Below are 24,099 nucleotides of genomic sequence, written 5' to 3'. Positions count from 1 at the left end.
TCAATCCTCCTTGATCGCGCGTTGCGGTTGCAGAGCGGCCAGGCTGTCGGTGTTGTTCAGCACTTCCGTCAGCAGATCTTCCAGCTTGTCGTTGCCGGCCAGTTTGTTGCGCAGGTCGGCCAGCTTGGTGCGCGCTTCAAGCAGGCGGCGCAGCGGCTCGACCTGCCGCACCACCGACTCGGGGCGAAAATCGCTCATGGCGCGAAAGCGCAGGTCGACCTGAAAGGTGCCGCCTTCGTCGCTCAGGCGGTTGGGCACCTGGAAGCGCGCCACCGGCTCGACGCTGCCCAGCACCTCGTCGAAGTTGTCCATGTCGATGCCGACGAACTTGCGGTCCTTCAGGCGCCGCTTCTCGACTTCGGAGTCGCCGCCGAAGTCGCCCAGCACGCCGACCACGAAGGGCAGCTCCTTGTTTTCTATCGTGTCGCCGATCTCCACGTCATACGTCATCTGCACGCGCGGCGCGCGCACCTGCTGCAGGCGCTTCTGGACACTGTCAGGCTTGGCCATGGGATTTCCTTCGCAAAGTCGATGGCGGGCGCCGCCATGGCGCCCGATAGGGATGCTGCCTACTTCAAGCCGCTGAACGGATCAGCACCGCCTTTTACAGCCGGTGCGGCTGCCGGCGCCGGTGCGGACGATGCCGCCGCGCGCCTGCCACCGGCGGCCGGACGCCTGGCTGGCGGCACCAGCACCTCCTCGCCGATGCTGGCGCGCAGCAGCTTGGCCAGTTCCTGCGCTTCCGAGCGCAGCGAGCCATTCAGATTGTTTTGCCGCGACAAATCGGCCAGCGCCTTGCCCGACAGGCGCAGGCCGCTGACGGCGACGATGCTGTTGGCGACCTTGTCATCGGGGTCGCGTTCGAGCGCTTCGAGCGCATGGCCGATGGCGTCGCCATATTGGCCGCGATCGAATTTCATCTGCGCCATCTGCAGCCATGGCGCCTTGTCGGCCGGGTAGGCGCTGCCGCCTTTTTCCAGCAAGGCATAGGCCTGGTCGTACTGGCCGGCGCGCGCGGCCGCATCGGCGTCGGACAGCACCTGGGTCAGGGTCGGCTTAGGCGCCGGCGTCGGTGCGGGAGGCGGCGCGGTGGTGCAGGCGGCCAGCAGGAGGGCGCCGGCCAGGCAGGCCGGGCGGGGCAGATACGTGCGTGACGTCATCTTGTTTCCTTCACGTAAATGACGCTGCCGCTAGGAAAGATGGGCGACGCCAATGGAGGCCATATTGATCGCGCTATTTTTTGCCAGCTTGAGCTTGATCAGCAAAGAATAAGTTCCGCTCAGCCGTGCGATCAGCGTCACCAAACCCTGATCTGGCGCAGGCAATTGAACGCTCAGGTATGGGGTTTGTGCCAGCGCAAACGGCCAGTTGCACCATGCGTTTAAATAGCGGCAGCACTCTATTTCCGTACGTTTACTTTTTGAGAGGCCAGCCATGTGCCCTTCCCTGCCGCTGCGCCGCGCCGCCTGCACGCTGTTGCTGCTGTCGCTGGCCGGCTGCGCCGGTGGTGCCATCGGCGGCCTGGCCAATGCGGCGCTGCAGATGGCCGGCCTTGCCAAGCCGGCACCCGAGGTGCCGGAAGCGCAGAAGCCGCCGCGCAATGTCCGCATCCGCCTGCACGCGGGCCAGCGCCTCAATACCGATGCCGAGGGCCGGCCACTGGCGCTGGTGGCGCGCATCTACAAGCTGCGCCAGAGCGCCGCCTTCGAGCAGGCGCCATACGACAGTTTTCTCGATGCGGCCCGGGAAAAAGCGCTGCTGGGCGCCGACCTGCTGGAAGTGCAGGAAGTGCTGCTGGTGCCGGGCCAGCGCTACGAGATCGAGGAAAAGGTCGGCCGCGACGCGGCCTTTATCGGCGTGGTGGCGCTGTTTCGCGCACCCGCCGCGCAGCGCTGGCGCGCCACCTTTGCGGCCGTTGAGGCCGAGCGCGAAGGCATCACCGTCGGCCTGCATGCCTGCGCATTGAGCGTCGGCGCGCAGGCCGGCATCGCCGGCGCGCGCTGCCAGCAATGACAGGCAATGACAACAAGCGCATCAAAACCACACCACCGACACAAGGAGAACGGCATGGCCATGGCAGCGAAAGTCCTGTGGGGAGAGGGCCTGTTCTTGCGGCCGCAGCACTTCCAGCGCCAGGATCAATATCATGAAAGCCGGCTGCACCAGACCGCCAGCGCACTGCACCCGTATGCCTGGGGCGTGGCGTACATGGCATGGGATCTCGATGCGCTGAAAACCGGCACCCTGCGCCTGCAGGCGCTGTCGGCGATTTTCCGCGACGGCTTAGTGTTCGATGCAAGCGGCGACGGCAGCAGCGCCGACAGCCTGCCGCCGCCGATCGACCTGGCCGCCTTGCCGGCCGCGCTGCAGGAAGTGACGTATTACGCCGCGCTGCCGGTGCTGGACCTCGATGGCCTGAACTATACGGCGCAGGCCAGCGCCGGCACGCCGCCCGCCACGCGCTTTGCGCACGCGATGCGCGCCACGCCCGACCTGTACACAGGCGCCAGCGTGGCCGACGTAGCCTACCTGAAAACGAGCGTGCGCCTGATCCCCGACAGCGAAGCGCGCGGCTCGTATGACTGCCTGCCGCTGATCGCGCTGCGCCGCACCGTGACGGGCGGCTTCGAGCCGCTGCCCTCGTTCATGGCGCCCAGCCTGTCGATCGCCGGCGCGCCGCGCCTGCAGGAGCTGCTCGAACACCTGCTCGACGCCTTGCAGGCCAAGGTGGCGGCGCTGCATGGCCACCACCGCGAACCGAGCCGCAACGTGATCGAGTTCCGCTCGGGCGACGTGTCCTCGTTCTGGCTGCTGCATACGGCCAGCACGGCCGCCGCCGCCCTGATGCACTATGTGCGCCACCCGGCGCTGCACCCGGAACGCTTGTACGAAGCGCTGCTGTCGCTGGCCGGCGGCCTGCTCAGCTACGCGCGCCAGCACACCCTGGCCAGCCTGCCCGCCTACGACCATGCGCGGCCGGCCGCCTGCTTTGCCGCCATCGACGCCATCATCCGCGAACTGCTCGACACCGTCATCTCGTCGAAGTATTTCTCCATCGCCCTGGCGGAAGACAAGCCGTCCTACTATCTGGGCAAGCTCGATTCGGGCAAGGTCGACCAGCACACCACCTTGTACCTGGCGATCCGCGCCGCCATGCCGGCCATCGAGCTGGTCGACATCGTGCCGCTGCGCGTGAAAGTGGGCGCGCCCGACGATGTGGAAAAATGCGTGCTGTCGGCCATGCCGGGCGTGAAACTGTCGCATGCGCCGCAAGTGCCGGCGGCGATCCCCGTGCGGCCCGACACGTACTACTTTGCGCTCGATAACCGTGGCGCGCTGTACCAACACATGCTCAAGGCGCAATCGATTTGCGTCTATGTGCCGGCCGGCATACGCGAACTGCAGCTCGAACTGATCGCGGTGACGGCATGAGCCAGCTCATCGAACGCCGCTCGGCGCCCTCGTTGCTGGGACGCGGCTCCGGCTCCGACTCCGCCGCCAACGCCGGCAGCGCCCTGCTCGACCTGATGCATGAAGGCTTCTACATGCTGTTTTTGATCAAAAACGGCGGCTGCCCCGGCGACGAGGACGGCTTCATGGAGCGCATCAACACCTTTTTGGCCGATTACACGCGCGAAGCGAAAAAGATGCGCGCCGATGACGGCGATATCGACGCGGCCAAGTACGCGTTCTGCGCCGCCGTCGACGAGATCATCCTCGCTTCGCCGTTCGAGATCCGCAAGCCCTGGGAACGCCGGCCGCTGCAGCTGCTGATCTTTGGCGACCAGCTGGCCGGCGAGCACTTTTTTGACCGCCTCGACGCGCTGCGCGGCAAGGGCGCCATGCGGGTGCAGGCGCTGCAGGTGTTTCATATGTGTTTGCTGATGGGTTTCCAGGGCAAATATGCGATCGACGGCGGCGAAAAGCTCAGCTACCTGACGGCCCGCCTCGGCGAAGAGATCGCCCATATCAAGGGCAAGAGCCGTGGCTTCGCGCCGCGCGCCGAGCGCCCCGACCAGGTGGTCAACAAGCGCCGCAGCGACGTGCCGCTGTGGGCCTTGAGCAGCATTTTCGCGCTGCTGGCGCTGTGCGCCTACCTGGGCTTGCGCGCCCACCTGACGCGCAATACGCACGCCACGCTGGCCGCCTACGCCGACCTGGTCAAGCTGGCGCCACGCCCCGCGCACCTGACCATCACGCTACCGTAGTTACTGCGCGATGCGAAACTCGATGCGCCGGTTCCTGGCCCGGCCATCGACCGTCGCATTGCTGGCCACCGGGCGGTCCGGGCCCTGGCCCGAGGTCAGCACGGTGTCGGGCGCGATGCCCTTGCCGGCCAGGTAATTGCGCACGGCGTCGGCGCGCGCCTGGCTCAGCGACACATTGCTGGCGCGCAGGCCGGTATTGTCCGTATGCCCGATCACCTCCACCTTGCGGCCCTTGAGCTGGTGCATGGCGGCCGCCATCTCGTCGAGGATGGCCAGGCCGTGCGCTGTAATGCTGGCCTGGCCGCTGTCAAATTCGATGGTGCGCTTGTCGAGCGCCGCGTCCAGCACGTTCTGCTCGGCGGCGGCCACGCGCAAGCCGTTGTGGACGGTGTAGGTGGGATTGAGACTGGTGGCGATCTCGCTGGCGATCTGCTGGCGCTGCGCTTCGTTGGCCACTTCGCCGCGCAGATTGACGCTGCTGCCATCAATGGTCAGCTGGCCGCGCGTGATCAGTTTCAGATTGGGCGCCAGCAGTTTTTGCACATGGGCGTTCCAGTTGGCCGGCACCGCCACCGCGCCCACCGCCATCTGGTCGACCACGCGGTCAAAGCCATACAGTTCGCGCAGGCGCGCCAGCACGGCCGCCTTCGATGCTTCGTCGGCAACGGTGCCGGTCACCAGGATCTGGCCCGGTTGCGGCGACGCTGGCGCCGGCGCCTGGGTTTGCGCCTGAACGTTGAACAGTGCCGCCAGCAGCAGGAACAAGGTCAATGGTTTCATCACCATCCTTCAAGCAAAGGTATCGTTAAACATCGCGCAGGCCGTGCGCAGCGACAGCTGGTCCTGCTGCAGGCAGGCGGACAAATGGCGCAGCGCCGGCTGCTGCGCCAGGCCATCGTCGACCCAGTCCAGCTGGTCGAGCACGATCAGCCGTTCGCACGCCGCCTGCGGGTCGATCAGCGCGCGCAGCGCATGCGGATCGGCGCCGCAAAAGCCGACCAGCAGCACCGGCGCCTCGCCCAGACAGGCAAAGAACAGCGCCAGTTCGACGTCCAGCGGCTGCAGGAAAGGCAGGATCAGCTGCAGCCAGAAACAGGCCACCAGCTCGCGCTGGCCGGCATCGAGCGGCAGCGGCAGCACCAGGTTTTTTTCCAGCCGCAGGCTCTGGCCCTGGCCGCTGTGGCGCAGCGGCTGCAGCAGCATGCCCAGTCCCAGCAGCAATTCGCGCACGGTGACGGGAAAGGTCGGCGACGCGAGCAGCGCCTGCAGCGACCGCAGCGTGCGCGCCTGCAGGAAGGCGGAAAACCGCGCCGCGTGGCCAGGATCGCCCGGGTCGACGCGCACCACCTCGCCGGCCAGCGCCAGCAGCGCCGGCGCCGGATCGGCCGGCGACAGCAGGCCCGCGCACAGCGCGTCGAGGCGCTGCCACAAGGCAGACAGCACCAAAGGGCTGCAGCCGACAAAGGCGCCGGCGTCCGGCACCTCGATCGCGCTCATGGCCATGAAGGGAAAGCGGCGCTGCGATACGTCGCAGCTGGCCTCCAGGCGCCCGGCGATGGCGCGCCGGCTGCGCGTGCCGACAAAGGCAAAGCGCAGCGGCGCGAGCGCATCGTAATTGAGCTTCCAGCGCGGCGCCATCGTCAGCGCGCTCATCACCTGCGCCAGCCAGTCGTCGAGCAACTGCACCAAGGCGTGGTTGTCGCTGGCCTTGACGAAGTCGCCGCGCGCCGGCAGCTTGCCAAAGTAGCCCAGGCGCACGGCCTGCGGCGTGGCCGTCATGGCGCCGCTCCCGCCACGGCCACCGGCGGTGCGGCGGTCCCTGCACCGACGATCGTCTCGGGCAGCTGCATGCCGCGAAAGCCCTGCTCCTGCACCGCCGCCGTGGCTCCCGCCGCGGCGCCCGAGGTTTCGGGGCTGCTGGTGATTTTCAGGTCGACCGCCACGGCCACCTCGCCGCGCGCCCAGCGCAACTCGAACACGCCGCCATCCTTGCGCTTCTTGGCGGCAGAGTCGATCAGGCGTTTCAGACCGTACTGGCCCGGCTCGTTGAACAGTTCCACCGTGCGCCCGTCAAAGGTAAGGGCCGTGATCCGCGCGCCCGGCGTGCCTTGGCCAGGATGGACCATATTGGTCCACTGGGCCGGCGTATTGCGGTAGCGTAGCTGCTGGCCGTCGATCTCCAGCGTGTATTCCAGGGTGCCGGGCGCCGGCGAGGGCAGGACCTGGAAGATGGTCTGCGCCGCGCTCGACGTGGCCGCCGCGCCGCCGGCGCCCAGCGGCGCGATCCAGCCGGGAAAACGCGCCACCATCTGCGGCGACAGGCTGATGCCCATGCCGGCCCAGGTGCGCGGCGCCAGCACGTCGCCGCGCCGCACCACCAGCGGCCCCATGGCGGTCGTGACAAACTTGGCCACCAGGCCTTCGGGGCCGAAAAACTGGCCGATTTCCAGATGGCTGGCCTCGATGCGGGCGGTCGGCGCAAACGGGTATTTGTTCGCCAGCGAGCGCTGGAACGGTTCGTACACCTGCGCCGACCAGGTCTTGTTCACTTCCCGTTCGGCCGGCGCCACGATCACGGCAAAGGTCTGCATCAACGGGCGCACCAGGATCGGCCGGATCGCCTGCTTTTGCGTGTCGCTCATGCCGGTCAGCATTTGCTCGTCGACCAGTTTCAGGGTGTCGGCCAGTTCCGAGCCGCTGCCTTCCAGTGTCTGCTGCATGAACTGCCTGGCGCCGGGGCCGGCGTCGCCCTGGTTCTTCAACTGGTTCAGGCGGCTGCGCAATTTCGACAGCGCTTCCAAATAATTGCGCATCAGCGAGGCGTCCTTTTCTCTGGCCGCCACCAGCTTGCCGACGCCGGCGAACTCGCGCCCGATCTGCCCCATGGGTTTATCGAGCCGGGCCGGATCGATCTGCGCGTTCAGGCCCGGATTGGACGGTATCTGCGACGGCGCGCGGCGCAGGAAGGTGTCCTTCAACCAGGCGACGATGCCGCGCTCGGCCTGGCGCAGCTGGGCGTTCCGCAGGGCCGGATTGTCCCATGAGGTTTGCTCGTAGATCGTGGTCAGGAGCCTGGCGAGCGGCGACGATTGCGGGTCGCCCAGCCGGTTCATCGCCTGCACGGCGCCGTCAAACCCTTTCAGGTCGGCCACCGCCACGCCCTGCACGAATTTTTGCCATTCGCGCGCGTAATCGGCCTTGTACAGTTCGACCAGGTTTTTCTCGATCTGCTCGGGGCTGCCCTCCAGCGTCAGGTCGTCGGTAGAGCCGCTTTTCAGCACCCAGTCGGCACTTTGCAACTCGCGGTTGGCGGCCTCGCGAAAAGCGCCTGCGACGAATTGTTCCCAGGCCTGGCGCGTGTAGGCACCGGAAACGGCATGGCTGCCCAGCAGCAGGCCCTGGTCCTGTTCGCCGGCGATGCGCGCCACTGTCACGCCGGGAAAACGGGTCGCGGCGCGCGCCTTGACATCGGCATACACGCGTTCGCGCGCCGGCATGCCGCGCACCACGCGGCGCAAGTTTTCACGTGACTGGTCGACCAGCGCCAGCTTCTGTTCGATGCGCGGCCACGACGGGTCGTCCGCCTGCGCCAGGTAAAACGTCAGCAGGCGCTCGGCGCTGCGTATCATCTGCTCGCGCGGCATGGCGCCACGGTTGTGCTCCAGCCAGCCGCGCCAGTAGCGCGCCATCTGGTCGTTCAGGTGGCTGCTCTCGGCATGGCTTTTATCGGCCAGCATCAGATAGGTTTTCAGCGCGTTGTACGCGTCTTCCACATTGATGGCGCTGGCCGCCTGGTAGGGCTGGCCGCCAGGCGCGGCCAGCGGTGCCGGCGGCGTGCGCGAAGCCGGCTGCAGCTGCGCGGCGTTGGCGTTCATCTCGGCCAGCAGGCCTTCCAGGCCGGCCGTCACGGGCTCGAGCATGACGTGGCGGGCGCCGGCGAAATACTCTTCGCGCAGTTTTCTCTCCAGCAGCCCGCCCTGGTACAAGCCCATGCGCAAAGACCATGGGCGTTGCGTGCGGTAGGCTTCAAACTGCTCGATGCGATCCTGCAGGATCTCCAGCGCTTCCAGGCGCGATTGCAGATCGAGCCGCTGATCCTGCAGGCGCAGCACCTTGTTCATGTCCGCCTCGACATTGGCCACCAGTTGGCGGTTGCCCAGGTAGGACCAGCTCCAGCCGCCCAGGCAGGCGCCCAGCAGTACCGTGGCGCTGAAAAACACCGCGTACTTGAAACGCAGCCGGTGCCGGCTGGCGTAGTTGGAGACCAGGTATTTGTCGGCAAAGATCACCTTGCGAAACAGGTCGAGCAAAAAGTAGCCATGCTGGCGCATGCCGGCGGCCGCCGGCGCCGGCGTATAGGTGAGATCAAAACGGCGCGCCACCTGCTGCGACGAAGCGCTGACAGGCACGCCTTCCTGCAGCGCGCTGGTCAGGTAAAAACCGCGAAACACGGGCTGGAACTGGAACGGGTTTTCCTCGAACAGGGTGGCGATAAAGGCGCGCAAGGACGGCTTGATGGCGGCAAATTCGAGCGGAAACGTGAACACTCCGGGTGGCATGGTCTTGCGCTGGCGGTGCGCCATATTGGCCAGGCTCAGTTCCGTCAGGCCGGCCTGCAATTCGTCGAAACTCTGGTCAAAAAACGCCAGCAGCTGCGCCGTCGGCAGCTTGCGCTGGTAGGGCATGGTGGCGCCCCAGGCCCGTTCGCGTTCGCTGCGTTCGGCATCCATAAAGAACTCGGCAAAGCCGGCGATCAGGTCGGCCTTGGTAAACACGATATACAGCGGCGCGAATACTTCCAGGCGCTCGATCACATCCTGCACGCGTTTGCGCAGGCTGCGCGCCAGCTGCATGCCGGCATCGGGGTCGCCGCCCAGTTCGGCAATGCTGACCGCGATGATGATGCCGTTGATGGGCGCCTTGCGCCGGTATTTTTTCAGCAGGTCGAGAAAGCCGAACCACTCGCCGCGATGCTCGTCGAGCACAGAATAGCGCCCGGCCGTATCGAGCACGATGCCGTCGGTGGTAAAGAACCAGTCGCAATTGCGGGTGCCGCCCACGCCCTGCACCACCTTGCCGTCGGCAAAGGGAAACTGCAGGCCGGAATGTAAAATTGCGCTGCTCTTGCCGGCGGCGGGGTTGCCGATAATCATGTACCACGGCAGTTCATACAGGGCAGCGGCGCCCGACTTGCGGCCCAGTCTGGAGGTCTTGATAGTCTCGATGGCGGCCAGCAAACCCGTGCGCACGGCATCGAGTTCGCCATCGCGGGGCGCAGAAGTTTGCGCCGCATTGGCGGCGGCGATTTCGGCCTGGTTGAGGATGGCCTGGCCCAGCGCCTGCGCATCGCGCCGCGCACGGCGCCTGCGCAGCAGCCACAGCGTGAGCCAGAGCACAAAGGCCAGCAGCAGCACGGCCAGCGCCCAGACCAGCGCCAGCTCCAGCACTTCGGCGCCCAGGTACAGCAAGGCCGCCAGCGCCACGAAGCCGACAATGGTCAGGTGGTGGCTATCGGTGAGGAAATTCCAGATTCGTCGCAGCATGATGGGTCCTGGTTGAGTCCGACTAGACGGATGCCGCCGCAAGGGCGAACCGAGCCATGCTGACAGTAAAAAAGCCGTGCTTTGTTGACATTCGACAACTATCACAACCCGGGCCAAACCGTGTGCCGCCATGCTTGACGCCGCGCAAGCAAGAGTTCGCCTGAGAAAAATCGCCCGTGGCGCCGGTCTAGAATGGCTGGCGCGCAGGCCCTGGCAATCAGTTCCCCAGTACGCCGCGCTGGCGCAGTTCCGCATGGCCGAAGTCCATCATGGTCCAGCGCCCGCCCCAATGCAGGCCCACCGATTCGGCCGTCACGCCATACAAACGGTAGCCGCGCATGGCCCAGGCATTTTTTTCCGAAATGATGAGTCTGCCCTCATGCATGAAAGCGCAATCGGCGGCCAGGCCGTACTGGTGATAGCTTTGAAACGCCTTGGCGTTGCTCACGCCCGGCCCGGCGGCGGCCAGCTGGTCTTGCCGCGCCGGACTGCGGTAGCCTTCCAGCAGCACCATGTCGTAGCCGTGCATGTCCCTCATGATCTTGAACACCAGCAGCAACCGCTGCGCAAAATCCTGGTCCAGCAACCGCCAGTTGCGGCTGGCGCCGCCCAGCAGCGGCCGCAGCTGCGTCACCTCGGCGGTGGTAAATACCAGCGGCGGCAAGGCCGGCGGCGGCGCCAGCTGTTCTCCCTTGAGCAAGTCGCTGACCTGGTCGTTGATCACATATTGCCGGTCGGCATAGCCGCGCAAGGCGATGCGGTCGCTGGCCAGCCAGGCCAGCAGCGGCGGCACGGCGATCAGCAGCGCGCCACCGAGCGAGAGCCAGCGATGGCGCAGCAGCCGTTGCCAGCCCTGCGCCAGGCCGTAACCGCTGCGGTTTTGCAACTGCCGCCACCGCGCGCCGCCACCGTGGTTCAGCCTGCGGGCGCGGCCATGCATGCGCCAGCCCAGGTTGACCACGGCCTGCACCAGCATGGCGCGGCCCGAGGGAAACAGCAGCAGCCAGCAGGCAAACGAAGCGAGCAGAAAATACATCAGGATCAGGGCGATCAGCATCGGACACTCCGTCAGGGGTTGCCAGCAGGTATCGCCAAATCGTAGGCGCGGGCGCGCCGGCCGGGTGCGGCATAGATCAAACCAGATGAAATGAAATCGAATCCGGAGGTACTATTTTGGCGACAAGCACCAACCAGGGCGGCCGCAAGGGCGGCCCCGATCTGCTGGCCCGGGCCGGCATGGCCGACGGCAACCGCATCCTGTCGCAGCTGGAACATGGCGCCACACCGTGGTCCGCCCCGCTGCCGGCGCCGCGCTGGCGCCCCGGCTGGCTGGCCATCGTCGGCGCGCTGCTGGCAATGACGGTGCTGCTGCTGACATGGGTGGCATATGCCGCCATGCTGGCCGCGCCGGCGCCCTTGCGGCCCAGCACACTGCCCGTCCCTGCCGCAGCCCCGGCGCCGGCGGCCGCCACCATCATCAACGAGCCGCATGCCGCCGCACCCACGCCCCGGGCCGCGGCACCGCTGCCGGCCAGGCCGCAAGCACAAGCCTCAGGCCGGCCGGCGCCGGCACGTGCCGCGGCCGCCAGGCCCAGGCAAGGCACACCGGCCGGCGACAGCGACGTGACCTTGCTGGCGGCCATCGTCGCCCATGGACAGCGTGCGGAGCCAGCGCGCGACGTGGTGCTGCGCAGCGAGGCAGCGCAAACATCAACCCTGCTGCAGCGCTGCCGGCAGCTGGGATTGATCGAGGGCATGCTGTGCCGCGCGCGCATCTGCGCCGGCCGCTGGGACAGCGACCCGGCCTGCCATTGAGCCGGCTTCAGCCTGACTCGGCGATGCGGCCTTCGAGAAAGACCCGCATCAGCTCGAGCACCGCCTGCGGCTGCTCCTGGTGCGGCGTATGGCCGCATTGCTCGATCATCGCCGGCACAGCGCGCAGCGTCTGCGCGACGATGGCGTCGACCTGGGCCTGCGTGCCGTACTGATCGGCGCTACCCTGCATCACCAGCGCCGGGCAGGCGATCGACGGCAGCAGGTATTCGATATTCCAGAACTGGAATCCCTGACTGAGCCAGGTGTCGGCCCAGGCCTTGAAGATCGTCTGCGTCTTGTCGCCATGGTATTTCTCCAGCGCCCGCAATTTGCCCGCATCAAAGGCCGCATCGGCGGTGCGGATGCCGGCCAGGGTCACCGCTTCGACAAAGACATGGGCCGCCTCGGTGATGATGCCGCGCAGGCGCGCCGGTTGCTGCGAGGCGTAAATCAGCGCGATGCTGCCGCCATCGGAGTGGCCGATCACGATATGGTCCTGCTGCGGTATCAGCCGCGCCAGCACCTGCGGCAACTCGTACAGCGCGTAATCGTGCACATAATGCAGGCGGCGCGGCGCCGTCAATGGCGACGACAGGCCATAGCCGAGCCGGTCGTACAGCAGGCCGCGGCAGCCGGTGGCCTGGCATAGCTGCGCGGGGAAATCCTTCCACATGGCGCAGGAGCCCAGGCCCTCATGCAGGAAGACCAGCACCGGCCGCGCCGGGTCGCCCGCTATCAGTTCGTAATACAGTTCGCGGCGGGGACTGAGTGTCAATATCGGCATGGGCAGGCGCTTGGGCGAAACGGAATGAACGCATTGTGCCACGGCGCGCGCCACGCCCGCCATCGGCGCAACAATAGCGGGCAGGAAAATGCATCTGCGACAGGTTTGTCTCAACGCAAACGTGCTCATGCTTTACCGCCGCCACCCCGCCCCGCCCTGGCGGCGCACGCCTAGAATGAACTCGCCAATCGCACACAGACTGGCTCGGAGTCCATTTCAACCACCAGGAGACAATCATGGAAGTCCAGGACCAAGCAATTACCGGCAGCAATCTGCAGCCGGACATCACGGACATGCCGCAGGAAGGGCAACCGACCGGCCAGCAAGCGCGCGCCGACGATGCATCCGCCGAACTGAACGCCGCATCGTTCACCACCTACTACATCTGGCGCGCCAACGGCGTGCACCAGAACGTCAATTTCACCCAGCCCAGCGTGCGCGCCAATTCGCGTGTTTTCATGAACATCAGCGAATACGGCGCCAACGCCCAGGAGCGCTTTATCGGCGCGGCCCGCATGGCGGTCTACAACATCGCTCCGTATGACGGCGGCTTCCGCGCCTGGGTCGACATTTCCTGGAACAGTCCGCTCAATATCCGCTTCGACGTGCTGATCGATCCTTGATGCCAGGACAGGCGCAGCAGCGACAGGGCCACGTGGCAGCACGTGGCCTTTTTTATCCGCTGTTGATGCGTGAAACAATCCGCGTATATTTCCAATAGGCCAGGTGCTAGACTCGACCTCATGACAAGAAAATACCTCACCGCATTGTTCGTGTCGGCCCTGATGCCGTTTGCCGCCTGCCAGGCGCAAGCCGCTCCCATGGAAAAATCGCTCACACCCGAGATCGGCGGCATCAAACAGTTCATCGACATCAAAACCGACGACACCAGCAAACCCGTGCTGCTGTTTTTATCAGGCGGGCCAGGCAGCTCGATGATCAAAAATGCGGATGCATTTACCGGACTGCTGAAAACCAGGTTTACGATCGTGCAATGGGATCAACGGGACGCCGGAAAGACCTTGCAGCTCAATCCTTCGCCGGTGCCGCCATCGGTGGAGCAGATGCAGGACGACACGCTGCAAGTGGTCAACCTGCTGCGAAAAGAATTCAAGCAGCAGAAAATCTATTTGCTGGGCAGTTCCTGGGGCAATGTGCTGGGGTTTCACGTGGTCAAACAGCACCCGGAACTGCTGCACGCCTATTTCGCCGTCAACCCGGTCGTCAGCCAGCTGGCCAGCGAACGCGAATTGCTCGCCACCTTGAAAAACCATTTTAAGGACAACCCGGTCGCCAGCGGCGAACTGGCCAGGGTCGATACAACGTTCGGCAGCGACGAGGACCTGTTTTACATCAGAAAATGGCTGTTCTACAAGGACGGCATGGAATACGCGACCAGCGACGATTTCAGGAAGATGTTTTTTGAATGGACAAAAACCTGGTCACCGGTGTGGACCAGGGTGATGACGATCGACCTGCGCGACAGCTTGCGGCAAGCGGATTGCCCGGTCTACTTTTTCGTCGGCAAAAACGATATCCAGACCTCGGCCAGCATTACCGGAGCCTATTTCCATGAACTGCAGGCGCCGAAGAAAAACCTGTTCCTGTTCGAGCGCTCCGGCCATCAGATTCATAAAGACGAACCCGAAAAACTACAGCAGGACATCATCAGCACCCTGTAAAGCAAAAAGCCCAAGCTGTGAAGCTTGGGCTTTTTGTTTTGCTGCTTGTTCTGGCTCCCCGACCTGGACTCGAACCAGGGACCTGCGGATTAACAGTCCGTCGCTCTACCAACTGAGCTATCAGGGAAGTGAGGCCGTATTATATACGCCGATTTTTCCTGTGTCCAGAAGCAATCTGCACGGCCTCGAAAATCACGTCCTTATTCCGCGCCCAGGTAAATGAACTTGAACAGGAAGATGGCGGCGATGATGTAGGCCACCACCGATACCTGCCTGCCCCTGCCGGTCAGCAGTTTCAATACCGCATAGGTGATAAAACCGAAGGCCACGCCGCTGGCGACCGAATAGGTGAATGGCATCATCAGCGCGGTGATCGCCGCCGGGATGCTTTCGGTGCTGTCGTCCCAGTCGATATAGGTCAGTTCGCGCAGCATCAGGCAGGCCACATACAGCAGCGCGGGCGCGGTGGCGTAGGGCGGCACGGTGTGGGCCAGTGGCGCAAAGAACAGGCTGCCCAGGAACAGCAGCGCCACGGCGACGGCCGTCAGGCCCGTGCGGCCGCCGGCCTGCACGCCGGCCGCGCTTTCGACAAAGGCGGTGGTGCTCGATGTACCGAGGCAGGCGCCGGCGGCGATTGCCGTGCTGTCGGCCAGCAAGGCCTTGTTCATGCGCGCCATCTTGCCGTCTTTCAGCAGGCCGGCGCGGTTGGCCACGCCCATCAGGGTGCCGGTCGCGTCGAACAGTTCAACCAGGAAAAACACCAGCACCACGTTGACGATGCCGACCGACAAGGCGCCCATGATGTCGAGCTTGAACAGCGTCGGTTCCAGCGCCGGCGGCGCCGACACGATGCCGTTGAACTGGTTGCCGCCAAAGAAAAAGCTCGACACCGTGATCACCAGGATGCCGACCAGGATGGCGCCCGGCACTTTCAGCCGGTCCAGCGCGACGATAATGAAAAAGCCGATGATGGCCAGGATAGGCGCCGGCTGGTGCAAATCGCCCAGCGCGATGATGGTGGCGGGATTCGATACCACCACGCCGGCGCTTTTCAGGGAAATGATCGCCAGGAACAGGCCGATGCCGACCGTGATGGCCGTGCGCAGCGCCGGCGGAATGCTGTTGATGATCAGCTCGCGTATCTTGAACAGGCTCACCAGGATGAACAGGCAGCCCGAAATGAAGACGGCGCCCAGCGCCACTTCCCAGCTCATGCCCATGCCCTTGACCACCGTGTACGAGAAGTACGCATTCAGGCCCATGCCCGGCGCCAGCGCGATCGGGTAGTTGGCGTACAGGCCCATGACCAGGGTGCCGATGGCGGCGGCCAGGCAGGTGGCGACGAAGACAGCGTCCTTGGGCATGCCGGCGTCGCCGAGGATGCTGGGGTTGACGAAGATAATATAGGCCATCGTCAAGAATGTGGTCAGGCCGGCCAGCAGCTCGGTGCGCACATTGGTGCCGTTGTCCTTCAGTTTGAAATAGCGTTCCAGGAACTGCATGAGTAACCCCTTGTCTTGTTTTTGTCGCGCAAAGACGATCGTTTATTTGGCCGCCGCATCGGCCGGCTTGAAGGCCCACCAGCGGCTGCCTGCAAAATTCCACAGCAAGCCCAGGCCGGTGGCCAGCAGCTGCGCCAGCCAGACATGCCAGCCCTGGTGTTGCACCAGAAACCACATCAGGCTGGTGTTGATGCACCAGCCCACGGCCAGCAACGTAAAGTATTTGGTGGCCGCTTCGCCATGCGCCTTGACGCTCTTGAAGGTGAAAAAGTAATTGAGCACATAGTTGACCACCGAGCCGAGGATATAACCGAGTCCCGACGCGGCGGCGGCGGCGCCGGTGCCGAAACAGCTGACGCCGGCCCACAGCACGACATACTGGACAACGGTGCCGGAAGCGCCGACGGCGGCAAAGCGCAGGAACTGGTGATGCAGGGAATGCGGCATGGTTGATTTCACTTGGAGCAAGATGAGCGGCCGGGCAGGCAAGAACAAAAAATGGCTACGATTGCTCGTAACCATTTTTCATCCCGCATTTTACTGCAAGTTGCGGTAAAGATTCAAAATCAAGTGCTCAATTCTTCCCGCACTGGCTTCCCGCCTGCGCAAAAGGGTTTGCGATCAGGCAAGCCTGCGCATGTGGCGAAAGCGGGCGTACTGGTTCAACAGGTCGTTGATCAGCTGCTCGTTCGTGTAGCCCGTTACATCCTGCTGCTGCTCGCCTTCGGAGCTGGAGGCCATGGCGCGGTAGTGGCGGTTTTCAGGCGACGCATTGCGCGATTCGGCCCAGGCAAAACTGGGCGAGCGGTAGCTGCGCGCGCGCACCGTATAACGGAAAGTGCCACGGTCGCCGTGCGGTACCTGTAGTTCGAGGCGCTCTTCGCCTTGCGTCAATTCCGGCACCAGGCCGTTTTCGCGCATTTGCGCGGCGATCGCTTCCAGCGCGGGCTGTACCGTGCCGCCGAGGAAGGCCGTAATCTCCTGCCTGTCGTAGAAGCCGGTAATGCTGGCCAGGCGCTGCTGCCAGCTCAGCCCCTCCTCCAGGGATGGCATACCGGCCGTCAGCGACAGATCCATCGCCTGTCCCTTGTTTTCCGTCTGCAAGGCGCGCAGCAGGCCGTAACAGATAAACAGCATCACCACGGCAAACGGCAGCGCGCTGGCCAGCGCGGCGGTCTGCAGCGCCTTCAGCCCGCCCGCCAGCAGCAGCACGGCCGCCACCACACCGGCGCAGATGGCCCAGAAGATACGCTGCCAGACCGGTGGATTGGGCACCGCGCCGGAGGTGATCATGTCGATCACGAGGGCGCCGGAATCGGCCGAGGTGACGAAAAACGTAATCACCAGCAAGGTGGCGAGGCCCGAGGCGACCACCGACAAGGGCAGTTGTTCAAGTACCTCGAACAAGGCCACCGGCATATTGTTGGCCACGCTTTGCACGATGGGCGCGGCACCGCTCAGATCGAGCGAAATGGCCGTATTGCCGAACACGGTCATCCACAGGAAGGTAAACAGCACCGGCACCAGCAGCACGCCGGTAATGAATTCGCGGATGGTGCGCCCGCGCGAAATGCGCGCGATAAACATGCCGACGAAAGGCGACCACGAGATCCACCAGCCCCAGTAGAACAAGGTCCACTCGCCCAGCCACGCATTCGGTTCATAGGCGTACATGCGGAAGGTACGCTGCACCACCGCGCCCAGGTAGGCGCCGATATTTTGCACATAGGCCTGCAGCAGGAAGACGGTCGAGCCCGCACACAGCACGAAGATCAGCAGCGCGATCGCCAGGATGATGTTCAGTTCGGACAGGCGTTTCACGCCTTTGTCGAGCCCGGTGCCGGCCGACAGCGTGGCCATGCCGGTAATGATGGCGATCAGGATCACCTGCACCGTGGTGTTGACGGGCAGGCCGAACAGGTGGGAAAAGCCGGCATTGACTTGCAGCACGCCAAAGCCCAGCGAGGTGGCGACACCGAACATGGTGCCCAGCACCGCGAAGATATCGATGGCGTGGCCGATGGGACCATAGATGCGGTTGCCGATCAGCGGAAACAGGCTTGATCGCAAGGTCAGCGGCAGGCCGCGCCGGAAAGCGAAATAGGCCAGCGCCAGGCCGACCACGATATAGATGGCCCAGGCATGCACGCCCCAGTGGAAAAAGGTGAGGATCATGGCCTGGCGCGCCGCTTCGATGGTGCTGCCCTCGCCCACCGGCGGCTTCGCATAATGCTGGATCGGCTCGGCCACGCCAAAGAACAGCAGGCCGATGCCCATGCCCGCGCTGAACAGCATGGAGAACCAGGACAGATAGCTGTATTCGGGCTCGCTGTCGTCGGGACCGAGCCTGACGTCGCCGTAACGGCTGAACATCAGGAACAGCACGAAGATCAGGAACAGGGCGACGGCCAGGATATAGAACCAGCCGAAATCGTGCACGATCCTGGCCTGCAGCGCATCGAACACGCTGCCGGCCTGCTGCGGAAACACGGCGCCGAACAGCACGAAGGCCAGGATCAGGGCGGCCGAGATAAAAAATACCGGCGGATTGACTTGCATCCTGGCGCGCGGCTTGCCGCCCTCGCCTGGCGTGGGCTGTTGATCAGTCATCGGTTCGGCCTTCCTTCAAGATGTGGCGGGTGGAGTCAGGTCGCTGCCTGCTGTTTGTTGCCGAAGCGATATTATCATTGCCCGGCCCGCAGCCACTGCACTGTAGGGACGGCCTGGCAACACCCGCTCAATGCACCTTGTCGTCGTCGAAATCCATGGTCTCCGGATCGGGATCGGAGGCCAGCGGCGCGCCGAGGAACTTGAGCCAGAAAAACCCGGCCAGGCCGGCGACTAGCGAAGCGAGCAGGATCGCCATCTTGGCCGCATTGATCACCTCGGCCTGGCCCACGAAGGCAAGATTGGTGATAAAGATCGACATGGTGAAGCCGATGCCTCCGAGCAGGCCCGCGCCCAGCACATGGCGCCAGGCCAGGTCCAGCGGCAGGCGGCAGGCGCCGAGCGCCACCGCGGCGAACGTGAACACCAAGATGCCCACCGGCTTGCCGATGCCCAGGCCCAGCAGGATGCCCAGACTGTTGCTGGTCAGCAGCTCCGCCGCCCAGCCGGCGCCGATCACGATGCCGGTATTGGCCAGCGCAAAAATCGGCAGGATCAAAAAGGCCACCGGCTGGTGCAATACATGTTCGAGCCGGTGCGAAGGCGACGCGGCGTCGTCCTCGACGGCCGAATCGGGAATCGCAAAGGCCAGCAGCACGCCGGCTATCGTCGCGTGCACGCCCGACTGCAGCATGAAGAACCACATCAGCGCGCCACCCAGCAGATAGGGCCACAGCGCCATCACGCGCAGCACGCGCTGCATCAGCAACAGCACCGCAAACACGCCCAGCGCCGCGCACAGGTAAGCGAAGGACAGCTGGCTCGTGTAGAACACGGCGATGACGATGATGGCGCCCAGGTCGTCCATCACGGCCAGCGCCGCCAGGAAGACCTTCAGCGAGGCCGGCACCCGCTTGCCGAGCAGGCTCAGCACGCCTAGCGCGAAGGCGATATCGGTAGCCATCGGAATACCGATGCCGGCCTGGGTCGGCGTGCCGCCGTTGAACCCCAGGTGTATCAGCGCCGGCACGGCAATGCCGCCGGCCGCCGCCAGGATGGGCAGCATGGCGCGGCGCAGGTCGGACAATTCGCCGTTGTACAGCTCGCGCTTGAGTTCCAGGCCGATCAGCAGGAAGAAGATCGCCATCAGCGCGTCATTGACCCAGTGTTCGATGCTCAGGCCGGCCACGTAGCGGTGCCAGAAGCCCAGATAATCCGCGCCCAGCGCCGAGTTGGCCAGCGCCAGCGACACAACGGTGCAGAGGATCAGGAGAATGCCGCCGGCTTTTCCTGACTGCATGAATTCATTGAAAGTATGGGACAGTTTTTTTTCGATGCGCATGGTGTAGTCGGCATCCTGTCCTGCTGGATGGGGTCGCCGTTGTCTGGTGGTGAGGGAGGACGTATGGAATGCTCGTGACGGCAGGCGTCAGGAGGTGTCGACCAGAAACGGCACGGCCAAGGGCGCAGCATGGCGGCGCGTGTATCGAAGGAGAGAGCGGGGAAAGGCAAGGGGGAACAAGGGCATGGGCGGCGGACGCAAGTGTGGTGCGTGGCGGCCCGACCAGCGCATGTCCTGTCATGCCTGTTTGCATGATCACCCTGTCGTCATTATACCGTAATGGCTTGCCAGCAGAATAAACCCGTGCCGCACGGGAGCGGCGCTGGCGATGCAAAGAGCACCAATGCAAAAAGGCCTTGTGCTTGCACACAAGGCCTTCCGAATTCTGGCTCCCCGACCTGGACTCGAACCAGGGACCTGCGGATTAACAGTCCGTCGCTCTACCAACTGAGCTATCAGGGAAAAGAGGCCGCATTATATACAGCGATTTTTCAACTGTCCAGATTCTCGCAAGAAAATTTTATCAAAGGCTCAGCCAGGCACTTCCTGCGGAAAATAATCAAACACCAGCACCCGCGCCAGCCAGGGTTTCAGCAGTTCGACAAACGCCAGGTGGGCCGGATGGGTCAGGTAGACGTCGCGCGCGGCGGCGCCGTCGAAAGTCAATGTAAAACAGTCGCTGTAGCCGTCGTCAAGGCCCTCGGGGCTGATGTTCTCGCCCCACTCGAACTGCAGCACGCCGGGCACGCTGTGTTTCATCAGGGAAAACTCGTACACGAGCTCGGCGTGTTTGGCTTGTGTAATGTCGCTGTTGAATTCGCACAGGACGATATGGCGCAAGGCGGCGGTGCAGGTCATGGTGGCGATCCTTCTGGTAACGTTCAGAAGCAGGATAGCGCAAATCGGCACAGCGGGTTGAGGGCTGCAAACGATGCTTGGCGTGAAAAGTGGCGCTGAAAATGAAAAAGCCACGTTTTTCAACGTGGCTTTCAAATTCTGGCTCCCCGACCTGGACTCGAACCAGGGACCTGCGGATTAACAGTCCGTCGCTCTACCAACTGAGCTATCAGGGAAAAGAGGCAATATTATATGTCGCTTATTTCGTATTTGCAAGGCTTATTCAATACGGCTTCTGCAACTTTCTACTGCCTTCGGTGCCGCTCTTGCAAGCAGCGCCGAAGAAGCAAGATCTTAAAGTACTTTGGCAATCGCGTCAATCACGATGTCGATATTGCGCGAATTCAATGCTGCCACGCAGATACGACCGGTGTCGACGGCGTAGATCGACTGCTCGCGCAGCGATGCCACCTGCTCTTTGGTCAGGCCGGAGTACGAGAACATGCCGATTTGCTGGCGCACGAATTCGAAGTCGTGGCCTGGCGCCTTGGCCTTCAGTTTTTCAACGAAGGCGTCGCGCATTTCGCGGATGCGCACGCGCATGCCGGCCAGCTCTTCTTCCCACAGCTGGCGCAGTTCCGGGGTCGACAGCACGGTGGCGACCACCTTGCCGCCGTGCACTGGCGGGTTCGAGTAGTTGGTGCGCACCACGCGTTTGAGTTGCGACAGCAGACGCGTCGCCTCTTCGGCGCTCGACGCCACCACGCTCAGGGCGCCGACGCGCTCGCCATACAGCGAGAACGACTTCGAGAACGAGTTCGACACCAGCAGCGGGCCGCCGGCCTTGGCAAAACGCAGTACCACGGCGCCGTCTTCGGCGATGCCGTTGGCGAAGCCCTGGTAGGCCATGTCGAGGAACGGCACCAGGCCGCGCGAGGTCACTACGGCAATGATCTGGTCCCACTGGGCGACAGTCAGGTCGGCGCCAGTCGGGTTGTGGCAGCAGGCGTGCAGCACCACGATGGAGCCGGCCGGCATGTTGTTCAGGCTGGCCAGCATGCCTTCGAAATTGACGCCATGGGTGGCGGCGTCGTAATAAGTGTAGTTGTTGACTACAAAACCGGCGCTTTCAAACAGCGCGCGGTGGTTTTCCCAGCTCGGGTCACTGATATAGACCTGGGCACCGGGTGCGAAACGCTGCAGGAAGTCGGCGCCGATCTTCAGCGCGCCCGTACCACCGATGGCTTGCACGGTGACGGCACGGCGCTCTTGAATCACGGCACTGTCGGCCCCAAATACCAGTTCTTGTACCGCTTTGTCGTAAGCCGCAAGGCCTTCGATCGGCAAATAGGTGCGTGGCGCGGCCTGTTCGATCAGGATCGCTTCGGCTTTGCGTACGCAAGCTAACAGAGGCACTTTGCCGTTGTCGTCATAATAAACGCCGACACCGAGATTGATTTTAGCGGGATTCTGATCCGCGTTAAATGCTTCGGTGATACCCAGAATCGGGTCACGTGGGGCCATCTCGATGGCGCTAAACAGACTGGCAGAAACAGTTGGGTTCGTCATGATAAGATTGGATTCGATTGGAAGCAGGTTCACAGCGGAGTTGTTGACAGCGCCCAAATAACGTTAATACTGCTTCGGGGCCGCCAGCAGAGGTCTATTCTAACAAAGGTCTGATTCACATGCCCGATTTATCCAATGTCAACGACAGCGAACCGACCGTCGTTACCTTTCCCGACTCGCCCTTCAAGCTGCACCAGCCCTTCCTGCCGGCCGGCGACCAGCCGACCGCCATCGCGCAATTGGCCGAAGGCATAGGCGACGGCCTGGCCTTCCAGACCCTGCTCGGCGTGACCGGTTCGGGCAAGACCTATACCATGGCCAACGTGATCGCGCGCATGGGCCGTCCCGCCATCATCTTTGCGCCGAACAAGACCCTGGCCGCGCAGCTGTACAGCGAATTTCGCGATTTCTTCCCGCAAAACGCGGTCGAATACTTCGTCAGCTACTACGATTACTATCAGCCTGAAGCGTACGTGCCGCAGCGCGACCTGTTCATCGAGAAAGATTCCTCGATCAACGAACATATCGAGCAGATGCGCCTGTCGTGCACCAAGTCGCTGATGGAACGGCGCGACGTGGTGATCGTCGCCACCGTCTCGGCCATCTACGGTATCGGCAATCCGAACGAATACCACCAGATGATTCTGACCTTGCGCGTCAAGGACAAAGTGAGCCAGCGCGACGTGATCGCGCGCCTGATCCAGATGCAATACACGCGTAACGAAGTCGACTTTGGCCGCGGCACCTTCCGCGTGCGCGGCGACACCATCGACATCTTCCCGGCCGAGCACGCCGAACTGGCGGTGCGCCTGGAAATGTTCGACGACGAGATCGAATCGATCCAGCTGTTCGACCCGCTGACGGGCCGCGTGCGCCAGAAGATTCCGCGCTTTACGGTCTACCCGGGTTCGCACTACGTCACGCCGCGCTCGACCGTGCTGCGCGCCGTCGAAACCATCAAGGAAGAGCTGCGCGACCGCCTCGAATTCTTCCGCAAGGAAAACAAGCTGATCGAAGAGCAGCGCCTGGAACAGCGCACGCGTTTCGACCTGGAAATGATGGCCGAGATCGGATTTACGAAAGGCATCGAGAACTACTCGCGCCATTTGAGCGGCGCGCTGCCCGGCCAGCCGCCGCCGACCCTGGTCGATTACCTGCCGCCCGACGCCATCATGTTCCTCGACGAGTCGCATGTGCTGACGGGCCAGCTGAGCGCCATGTACAACGGCGACCGTTCGCGCAAGACCAATCTGGTCGACTACGGCTTCCGCCTGCCGTCGGCGCTCGACAACCGGCCCTTGAAATTCGAGGAATTCGAACAGAAGATGCGCCAGACGATTTTCGTGTCGGCCACGCCGGCCGAGTACGAAAGGCAGCATTCCGACCAGGTGGTGGAACAGGTGGTGCGCCCGACCGGCCTGGTCGACCCGCAGATCATCGTGCGCCCAGCCAGCAGCCAGGTCGACGACCTGATGTCGGAAATCGTCGAGCGCATCAAGAAGGACGAGCGGGTGCTGGTCACCACGCTCACCAAGCGCATGTCCGAGCAGCTGACCGAATACCTGGGCGACCATGGCATCAAGGTGCGCTACCTGCACAGCGATATCGAAACCGTGGAGCGCGTGGAGATTTTGCGCGACCTGCGCCTGGGCACGTTTGACGTGCTGGTCGGCATCAACTTGCTGCGCGAAGGCCTGGACTTGCCCGAAGTGTCGCTGGTGGCGATCCTCGACGCCGACAAGGAAGGCTTCTTGCGGTCCGAGCGCAGCCTGATCCAGACCATCGGCCGCGCCGCGCGCAACCTGAACGGCACCGCCATTTTGTACGGCGACCGCATCACCGATTCCATGCGCCGCGCCATCGACGAGACGGAACGGCGCCGCGCCAAGCAGATCGCCTTCAACACCGCCAACAACATCATCCCGATCGGCGTGAAAAAATCGATCCGCGAAATGATCGACGGCGTCTACAGCCCGCAGGAAGCGCGCGAAAACCTGCAGGTGGCGCAGGAAACGGCCAAGTTCGAAGCGATGAGCGAGAAACAGGTCAGCAAGGAAATCAAGCGCCTGGAAAAACTGATGGTCGACCACGCCAAGAACCTGGAGTTCGAAAAAGCGGCGCAGGTGCGCGACCAGCTGCACATCCTCAAGCAGCAGCTGTTCGGCGCGCCAGGCACCGACAATGTGACCTCGATCCTGGGCAAATAAGCC

At 63.7% G+C, this 24,099-nt stretch carries 21 protein-coding genes and 3 tRNA genes; 7 read left to right on the top strand and 17 right to left on the bottom strand.

Annotation, left to right across the window (positions count from 1 at the left end; genetic code table 11):
* The 3 genes from tssB to ASR47_RS27260 are packed head-to-tail and all read right to left on the bottom strand — an operon-like array spanning position 1 to position 1,436.
* The gene (tssB, locus tag ASR47_RS25610) at positions 1–510 is read right to left on the bottom strand and encodes a type VI secretion system contractile sheath small subunit (RefSeq protein ID WP_065310604.1); all 510 of its coding nucleotides are present in this window, start codon (positions 508–510) and stop codon (positions 1–3) included.
* A gap of 59 nt (positions 511–569) precedes the next feature.
* On the bottom strand, positions 570–1,160 hold the full coding sequence (locus ASR47_RS25605) for a tetratricopeptide repeat protein (RefSeq protein ID WP_065310603.1): 591 nt from the start codon (positions 1,158–1,160) through the stop codon (positions 570–572).
* 30 nt (positions 1,161–1,190) lie between these two features.
* A complete protein-coding gene (locus tag ASR47_RS27260) occupies positions 1,191–1,436 on the bottom strand; it encodes a hypothetical protein (RefSeq protein ID WP_150127968.1) in 246 nt (81 codons plus the stop codon).
* Between ASR47_RS27260 and tssJ the strand changes: the two genes are divergently transcribed.
* From tssJ to icmH, 3 genes are read left to right on the top strand one after another with little or no spacing between them, the layout of a single operon-like run.
* Positions 1,435–2,013: a type VI secretion system lipoprotein TssJ gene (gene tssJ / locus ASR47_RS25600; RefSeq protein WP_065310602.1), complete on the top strand. Its 579-nt coding sequence runs from the start codon at positions 1,435–1,437 to the stop codon at positions 2,011–2,013. The genes ASR47_RS27260 and tssJ overlap by 2 nt on opposite strands.
* A 54-nt stretch (positions 2,014–2,067) precedes the next feature.
* The gene (gene tssK / locus ASR47_RS25595) at positions 2,068–3,432 is read left to right on the top strand and encodes a type VI secretion system baseplate subunit TssK (protein ID WP_065310601.1); all 1,365 of its coding nucleotides are present in this window, start codon (positions 2,068–2,070) and stop codon (positions 3,430–3,432) included.
* A complete protein-coding gene (gene icmH, locus ASR47_RS25590) occupies positions 3,429–4,208 on the top strand; it encodes a type IVB secretion system protein IcmH/DotU (RefSeq protein WP_065310600.1) in 780 nt (259 codons plus the stop codon). Before tssK ends, icmH begins: the two co-directional genes overlap by 4 nt.
* On the opposite strand, the gene ASR47_RS25585 is transcribed toward icmH, so the two are convergent.
* The 4 genes from ASR47_RS25585 to ASR47_RS25570 form a co-directional block, all read right to left on the bottom strand.
* Positions 4,209–4,988, bottom strand: a complete 780-nt coding sequence (locus ASR47_RS25585; protein ID WP_065310739.1) for an OmpA family protein — start codon at positions 4,986–4,988, stop codon at positions 4,209–4,211.
* 9 nt (positions 4,989–4,997) lie between these two features.
* Positions 4,998–5,987, bottom strand: a complete 990-nt coding sequence (gene tagF / locus ASR47_RS25580) for a type VI secretion system-associated protein TagF (protein ID WP_065310599.1) — start codon at positions 5,985–5,987, stop codon at positions 4,998–5,000.
* Complete coding sequence (tssM, locus tag ASR47_RS25575; protein WP_171899037.1) at positions 5,984–9,751, bottom strand: type VI secretion system membrane subunit TssM; 3,768 nt, start codon at positions 9,749–9,751, stop codon at positions 5,984–5,986. Before tssM ends, tagF begins: the two co-directional genes overlap by 4 nt.
* A 217-nt stretch (positions 9,752–9,968) precedes the next feature.
* Positions 9,969–10,808: a M15 family metallopeptidase gene (locus ASR47_RS25570; RefSeq protein ID WP_065310598.1), complete on the bottom strand. Its 840-nt coding sequence runs from the start codon at positions 10,806–10,808 to the stop codon at positions 9,969–9,971.
* A 116-nt stretch (positions 10,809–10,924) separates the two neighbouring features.
* Here ASR47_RS25570 and ASR47_RS25565 point away from each other — a divergent pair, with 116 nt between their 5' ends.
* The gene (locus ASR47_RS25565; protein WP_065310597.1) at positions 10,925–11,566 is read left to right on the top strand and encodes a hypothetical protein; all 642 of its coding nucleotides are present in this window, start codon (positions 10,925–10,927) and stop codon (positions 11,564–11,566) included.
* A gap of 7 nt (positions 11,567–11,573) precedes the next feature.
* On the opposite strand, the gene ASR47_RS25560 is transcribed toward ASR47_RS25565, so the two are convergent.
* Entirely contained in the window at positions 11,574–12,350 is a 777-nt protein-coding gene (locus tag ASR47_RS25560; RefSeq protein ID WP_065310737.1) for an alpha/beta fold hydrolase, read from the bottom strand.
* A gap of 236 nt (positions 12,351–12,586) precedes the next feature.
* On the opposite strand from ASR47_RS25560, the gene ASR47_RS25555 reads away from it, so the two are divergent.
* Together ASR47_RS25555 and ASR47_RS25550 are read left to right on the top strand one after the other, a co-directional pair.
* Positions 12,587–12,973, top strand: a complete 387-nt coding sequence (locus ASR47_RS25555; protein ID WP_065310596.1) for a hypothetical protein — start codon at positions 12,587–12,589, stop codon at positions 12,971–12,973.
* Between the two features lie 120 nt (positions 12,974–13,093).
* Positions 13,094–14,032 carry an alpha/beta fold hydrolase gene (locus ASR47_RS25550; RefSeq protein ID WP_245714468.1) on the top strand — a complete coding sequence of 313 codons (939 nt, stop codon included), beginning with the start codon at positions 13,094–13,096 and terminating at the stop codon, positions 14,030–14,032.
* Positions 14,033–14,083: 51 nt separating this feature from the next.
* Here ASR47_RS25550 and ASR47_RS25545 read toward each other — a convergent pair.
* The 9 genes from ASR47_RS25545 to ASR47_RS25505 all read right to left on the bottom strand — a co-directional run bounded on the left by ASR47_RS25545 (position 14,084) and on the right by ASR47_RS25505 (position 21,889).
* Positions 14,084–14,159 (bottom strand) — tRNA-Asn (locus ASR47_RS25545).
* A 73-nt stretch (positions 14,160–14,232) separates the two neighbouring features.
* Complete coding sequence (locus ASR47_RS25540; RefSeq protein WP_065310594.1) at positions 14,233–15,534, bottom strand: NCS2 family permease; 1,302 nt, start codon at positions 15,532–15,534, stop codon at positions 14,233–14,235.
* A 42-nt stretch (positions 15,535–15,576) separates the two neighbouring features.
* Positions 15,577–15,981: a GtrA family protein gene (locus tag ASR47_RS25535; protein ID WP_065310593.1), complete on the bottom strand. Its 405-nt coding sequence runs from the start codon at positions 15,979–15,981 to the stop codon at positions 15,577–15,579.
* Between the two features lie 174 nt (positions 15,982–16,155).
* Entirely contained in the window at positions 16,156–18,144 is a 1,989-nt protein-coding gene (locus ASR47_RS25530) for a BCCT family transporter (RefSeq protein WP_065310592.1), read from the bottom strand.
* A 127-nt stretch (positions 18,145–18,271) separates the two neighbouring features.
* The gene (gene nhaA, locus ASR47_RS25525; protein ID WP_065310591.1) at positions 18,272–19,483 is read right to left on the bottom strand and encodes a Na+/H+ antiporter NhaA; all 1,212 of its coding nucleotides are present in this window, start codon (positions 19,481–19,483) and stop codon (positions 18,272–18,274) included.
* A 386-nt stretch (positions 19,484–19,869) separates the two neighbouring features.
* A tRNA-Asn gene (locus tag ASR47_RS25520) sits at positions 19,870–19,945 on the bottom strand.
* 69 nt (positions 19,946–20,014) lie between these two features.
* Positions 20,015–20,341, bottom strand: coding sequence for a Dabb family protein (locus ASR47_RS25515; protein WP_082989170.1), 327 nt, complete (start codon positions 20,339–20,341; stop codon positions 20,015–20,017).
* A gap of 139 nt (positions 20,342–20,480) precedes the next feature.
* Positions 20,481–20,556, bottom strand: a tRNA-Asn gene (locus ASR47_RS25510).
* A gap of 118 nt (positions 20,557–20,674) precedes the next feature.
* Positions 20,675–21,889, bottom strand: coding sequence for an amino acid aminotransferase (locus ASR47_RS25505; protein WP_171899036.1), 1,215 nt, complete (start codon positions 21,887–21,889; stop codon positions 20,675–20,677).
* Between the two features lie 119 nt (positions 21,890–22,008).
* Here ASR47_RS25505 and uvrB point away from each other — a divergent pair, with 119 nt between their 5' ends.
* On the top strand, positions 22,009–24,096 hold the full coding sequence (uvrB, locus tag ASR47_RS25500; protein WP_065310589.1) for an excinuclease ABC subunit UvrB: 2,088 nt from the start codon (positions 22,009–22,011) through the stop codon (positions 24,094–24,096).
* Positions 24,097–24,099: the final 3 nt, after the last annotated feature.

Source organism: Janthinobacterium psychrotolerans (assembly GCF_001677885.1).
Taxonomy (GTDB): Bacteria; Pseudomonadota; Gammaproteobacteria; order Burkholderiales; family Burkholderiaceae_D; genus Janthinobacterium; species Janthinobacterium psychrotolerans.
The sequence above is the reverse complement of the archived record's forward strand: the minus strand, read 5'-3'. Positions and strand labels throughout refer to the sequence as shown.